Below are 4,465 nucleotides of genomic sequence, written 5' to 3'. Positions count from 1 at the left end.
CCCTGCTTGTAAGGCAGGTGCTCTCCCAGCTGAGCTATGCGACCATGTTGGTGACCCCTAGGGGAATCGAACCCCTGTTACCACCGTGAAAGGGTGGTGTCTTAACCGCTTGACCAAGGGGCCACATCAACTCTTAAAACCACATCATTTTTGACCAGTTTTAGCTTTTAAACTAAATTGTTTATTTTGTTTTTGTCTTTCGCACTTAGCGACCTGACAAGGAATATAATACCCAAATTCTAAACTTATGTCAACACTTTTAAAGTTCATTTCAGGTTATTTAATGCTATTTAATAAAATTATATTTAAATTTCTTTGTTTTTTTCAAAATTACTCTTATTTTCTATCATTATAACTATTTTTTTATAATCCTCTATTTGTTTTTCTCTCCAAGCTACCTGTTCACTTAGTTTTTTCATGTTAAAATAGCATATTTCAAGGAATTCTGGTTTATCTATAACATTAATACTGAACTTATAACTCTCTTCTATAAAATTTCTTCCACTAGCTTCAATTTTCAAAGGATAACTATTATTTAAATATAAAAGTATATTTTTATCCCATACCCCTCTTTTATTTGCACTTCTAGAAAAATCATTTAATACTTTTATATTTTTTACTTCTTTAAAAGATTCCTCCAACTCATTAACTAAATCTTTATAAAATAAAGCTGATATTCCTCTTTGTATTTTTATTTTTAATAAGTCTTTGTGTTTTTTTATTACCTCATCAACTTCTCCTTCTGGAATTAATTCTCCACATTCCATTTTTATAGTTCTTATTCCTTTATTATCTGGATAATCAATAACAACTTGGCTATAATTCATTCTTCTTATTTTAAATTCTGTATTATATCCATCTATATTAAAGTCTGTAATTTTAAATTTCACAAATACCACCTCCCAACTTATTGTTACTCACTTTCAAAATATTATTAAAAAGTTTTTTGATATAATATGTTATCTAAATTTATGTTAAAATCTTATTATTATCTAATTGAATTTATTTTAAAAAGGAGAATTAGAATTATGATTTATCACGATATAGTAGTCTTAGGTGGTGGTGCATCTGGTTTAACAGCTGCAATTACTGCTAAGGACTTTGGTTTAGATGTTGCCATAATAGAAGGCACAGATAGAATAGGTAAAAAAATTCTTACTACTGGTAATGGTAGATGTAATATAACAAATTCTTTAATAGGATTTCCATTTTCAAATTATCATAGCCAAATTGATGGATTCTTTATTAAAACATTAAGTAAATTTTCTGTTGAGGATACAAAAGCATTTTTCCTTAACTTAGGTTTACCAATAATAGAACTTGAAAAAGGTAAATGTTATCCTCAATCACTCCAAGCTTCTTCTGTTGTAGATATTTTAAAAATAGCTTTAGAAGAACGTGAAATCCCACTTTATCCCTCATATAAGGTAAAATCTATCCACAAATCTAAAGGAAAATTTGTTTTATCCACAGAAAATGAAGAAAACTCTGTGATTAAATGCAAAAAATTAATTATGGCTTGTGGAGGAAAATCTGCACCTAAAACTGGTTCAGATGGATCTGCATATAATTTAGCTAAAAGTCTAGGTCATTCAATAGTTGAACCACATCCTGCAATTGTTCAATTAAAACTTGATCACCCTAAGTTAAAAGCTTTATCAGGAATTAAATTTAATGGATATGCAGAAGTTTTATGTAATGATAAGCGTATAAGAAAAGAGTTTGGAGAGATTTTATTCACAGACTATGGTATTTCTGGTCCTCCAATACTTCAAATATCAAGAGAAGCTTCTTTAGGTTGTTCTAGAGGACAGGACGTAAAAATAATTGTTGATATGATGCCTGAAAAATCACTTAAAGAAGTTGAAGATTTCTTAGAAGGACATTTTGCAATTTTTGCTTGCAGAGAAGTAATAAATTCTCTTATTGGTATTGTTAATAAAAAAATGATTCCAACACTTTTAAAAGAAGCTGGAATAAATGATTTACATAAACCTTGCTACGAACTTACTTGGCAAGAAAAGAAATCTTTAATAAAGCTTATGAAATCTTGGGAGTTTAAATGTATTGGGACTAATGGTTTCAACGCTGCACAGGTTACAACAGGTGGTGTAAACACTAAAGATGTTGACTCTGAAACACTTAAATCAAAAATTGTAGATAATCTTTATTTCTGTGGAGAATTATTAGATGTTGATGGAGATTGTGGTGGTTTCAATCTTCAGTGGGCTTGGAGTTCAGGATTCACAGCAGCACTTTCTTGTACATTAGACTAAAACTCAACTAAAAAGCTCTGTTTTAGGTAGGTGTTGATTTTAGCTAGCTTTTCATATTTCCTTAATTATAATTAAAAATCAAAATTTTGAATTTTATATTTTCAACTTATATCTTCCAGTGAATATGAGAATATGATTCTTATTTAAATTTGAATACTCCAAAATAATAGCCTTAAGAAAGTTAAGTTTTTCAGACCTCTTCCTTTCTTAAGGCTATTATTCTTTCATATTCAATGAAACTTTAGACCACTTATTAAGAGGGTCTTATAGTTCTATCTAAAATCAAAATTAGTTTAAAACAGAACCGAATTAAAGAATATATGACTTAAAACTCTTTTTTCCATATAGTTTCTATTAATGCTGCAGTTTCATGTTCTTCACACTTCTCTATTCTATAAAGACATCTATATCCATCTTCTATTTCATCCCACTGACAAAGCACTTTAACATCATCACCAAATCTAACTTCTTTTTCATACTTAATCTTAGATTGAATTAAGCTATAATCATCTAAAATACATTCTGGAGTTGCCTCTATAACCCATTCCAAATACTTAGTATTATTAACATGCTTATTATAATCTATATCGTTTCTTCTAACTAAAACCTTAGCTTCTAAATCTTCTCTAACTATTTTATCAATTTTAGTTGATTTTAACTCAACCTCTCCACCTTCAACCATATTTATTAATTCACAGTATTCTTTAGGTATTCTGACAGCTCTACGCTTTTCTAAATCTATTAATAGGAATATAATCTTTCCTTCTGCAATAAGCTCAGAAGCCTCATTATAGACCTTATAAATCCTGCTAGCATAAAACTTCTTTATTCCATCTAAATAAGTTTCTACTTTTATAGACTTTCTATATTCTATAGGCTTTTTAATATCAATTGAATAACTATAAATAATCCAACTTAGTCCTTGATCTTTTAAATATTTAACTCCCTCTGAAGCTAGTTCTTCCTCATGGATAGCTGACACATCACCAAAAATTTTCATTAGTGATACCATTTTTAAGTTTTTATTAACATCTGAATCATAGTATAAGACATCGTAATTTTTAGAAAATTTATTTTCATTCATAACTCTTACTCCTAAGTTTTATTTAATACCAATAAGTTTCTGCTAATGTAATATTTTTTCCTTCTTCATCTTGAATCTTATGAAGAACTTTTATTTCATCTTCATTTTTAATTATTTTTGATTTTATATTTACATTATGACCATATGTAATTTCTTTTTCAAACTTTATTTTTATTCTTTTCATTCTATAATTTAAAACAATATCTACAGGTACAGTCTCTAAAACCCATTCTATATATTTTATATTGCTTACATGCATATTTAAATCAATATCTAAATATCTTATTTCAAAGTTCTTTTCTACATCATACTCTTCAAATTTTTCAAACTTAAGCTTGTCCCTCAACAGCTTAGAAGACTCTTTACTAACCCCATGAACTTCATACTCTTCATCGCTTATTCTTGCAGGCCTTCTAGTATTTTTATTTATACAAAAAGCTAAAACACTTGCCTTAGATACCATAATTCCATCCATATCATAAGCTTCAAAAATCCTAGTAGAATAAAACTTTCTTAAGGCTTCAACATAAGTCCTAACCTTAATTTTTTCTCTATATCTTGGATATCTATTCATCACTATATCATAGTCAAAAAATACCCATGTATTATCACTTTCTTCGCTAACATAATTCATTGAATTAGCTTCTTCTTGACTAAGACAACAATCTGAAAAAAAACTCATCATGGATGTTATTCTACAATCTTTTCTTCCATCAACCTCACCATACGTTATTTCATATTTTTTTTCATATGTCTTCCCCATTCTCTATCACTCCTTATAAAGGAGTATATCAAAAGAAAAATTCTCTTTCAAACAAAAAACATCGCTAAAATTAACCTTTTTAGCGATGTTTTATCATATATTTATAAAAACATATTCTATAATACTTGGGTATATCTTATTTGAAGTATCTGTTTAATAATCCAGCGAAAGCTTTTCCGTGTCTAGCTTCGTCTTTACACATTTCATGAACTGTATCATGGATTGCATCTAAGTTTAATTGTTTAGCTAAAGTAGCTAAATCTTTTTTACCTTGGCAAGCTCCGTGCTCTGCATTTACTCTAGCTTGTAAGTTAGCTTTTGTATCAGCTTCTACAACTTCTC

General features: G+C 28.6%; 5 protein-coding genes and 1 tRNA gene. 1 reads left to right on the top strand and 5 read right to left on the bottom strand.

The genetic code is table 11. The annotated features are described in order from the left end of the window. Nucleotides 1–48 precede the first annotated feature (48 nt). Together Q1K13_RS04450 and Q1K13_RS04445 are read right to left on the bottom strand one after the other, a co-directional pair. A tRNA-Glu gene (locus Q1K13_RS04450) sits at nucleotides 49–123 on the bottom strand. A gap of 182 nt (nucleotides 124–305) precedes the next feature. After that, a complete protein-coding gene (locus tag Q1K13_RS04445; RefSeq protein WP_300347992.1) occupies nucleotides 306–890 on the bottom strand; it encodes a hypothetical protein in 585 nt (194 codons plus the stop codon). A gap of 138 nt (nucleotides 891–1,028) precedes the next feature. On the opposite strand from Q1K13_RS04445, the gene Q1K13_RS04440 reads away from it, so the two are divergent. After that, nucleotides 1,029–2,276, top strand: coding sequence for a BaiN/RdsA family NAD(P)/FAD-dependent oxidoreductase (locus Q1K13_RS04440; RefSeq protein ID WP_300347991.1), 1,248 nt, complete (start codon nucleotides 1,029–1,031; stop codon nucleotides 2,274–2,276). 325 nt (nucleotides 2,277–2,601) lie between these two features. Here the strand turns inward: Q1K13_RS04440 and Q1K13_RS04435 are convergent, their stop codons facing one another. From Q1K13_RS04435 to Q1K13_RS04425, 3 genes are all read right to left on the bottom strand, one after another. Then, a complete protein-coding gene (locus Q1K13_RS04435; RefSeq protein ID WP_300347989.1) occupies nucleotides 2,602–3,360 on the bottom strand; it encodes an acyl-ACP thioesterase domain-containing protein in 759 nt (252 codons plus the stop codon). 22 nt (nucleotides 3,361–3,382) lie between these two features. Further along, the gene (locus tag Q1K13_RS04430; protein WP_300347988.1) at nucleotides 3,383–4,123 is read right to left on the bottom strand and encodes an acyl-[acyl-carrier-protein] thioesterase; all 741 of its coding nucleotides are present in this window, start codon (nucleotides 4,121–4,123) and stop codon (nucleotides 3,383–3,385) included. Nucleotides 4,124–4,259: 136 nt separating this feature from the next. Continuing rightward, the coding region (locus tag Q1K13_RS04425; protein WP_498038037.1) for a ferritin family protein at nucleotides 4,260–4,465 on the bottom strand (206 nt) is incomplete at its 5' end.

It is taken from the genome of Clostridium sp., assembly GCF_029267215.1.
Taxonomy (GTDB): domain Bacteria; phylum Bacillota; class Clostridia; order Clostridiales; family Clostridiaceae; genus Sarcina.
This window is presented reverse-complemented; position numbering and strand designations above follow the sequence as displayed.

Excerpts from the sequence above, each read along its gene's own strand:
- Q1K13_RS04440 (WP_300347991.1), top strand. The coding sequence starts at position 1,029 with ATGATTTATCACGATATAGTAGTCTTAGGTGGTGGTGCATCTGGTTTA.
- Q1K13_RS04430 (WP_300347988.1), bottom strand. The coding sequence starts at position 4,123 with ATGGGGAAGACATATGAAAAAAAATATGAAATAACGTATGGTGAGGTT.
- Q1K13_RS04435 (WP_300347989.1), bottom strand. The coding sequence starts at position 3,360 with ATGAATGAAAATAAATTTTCTAAAAATTACGATGTCTTATACTATGAT.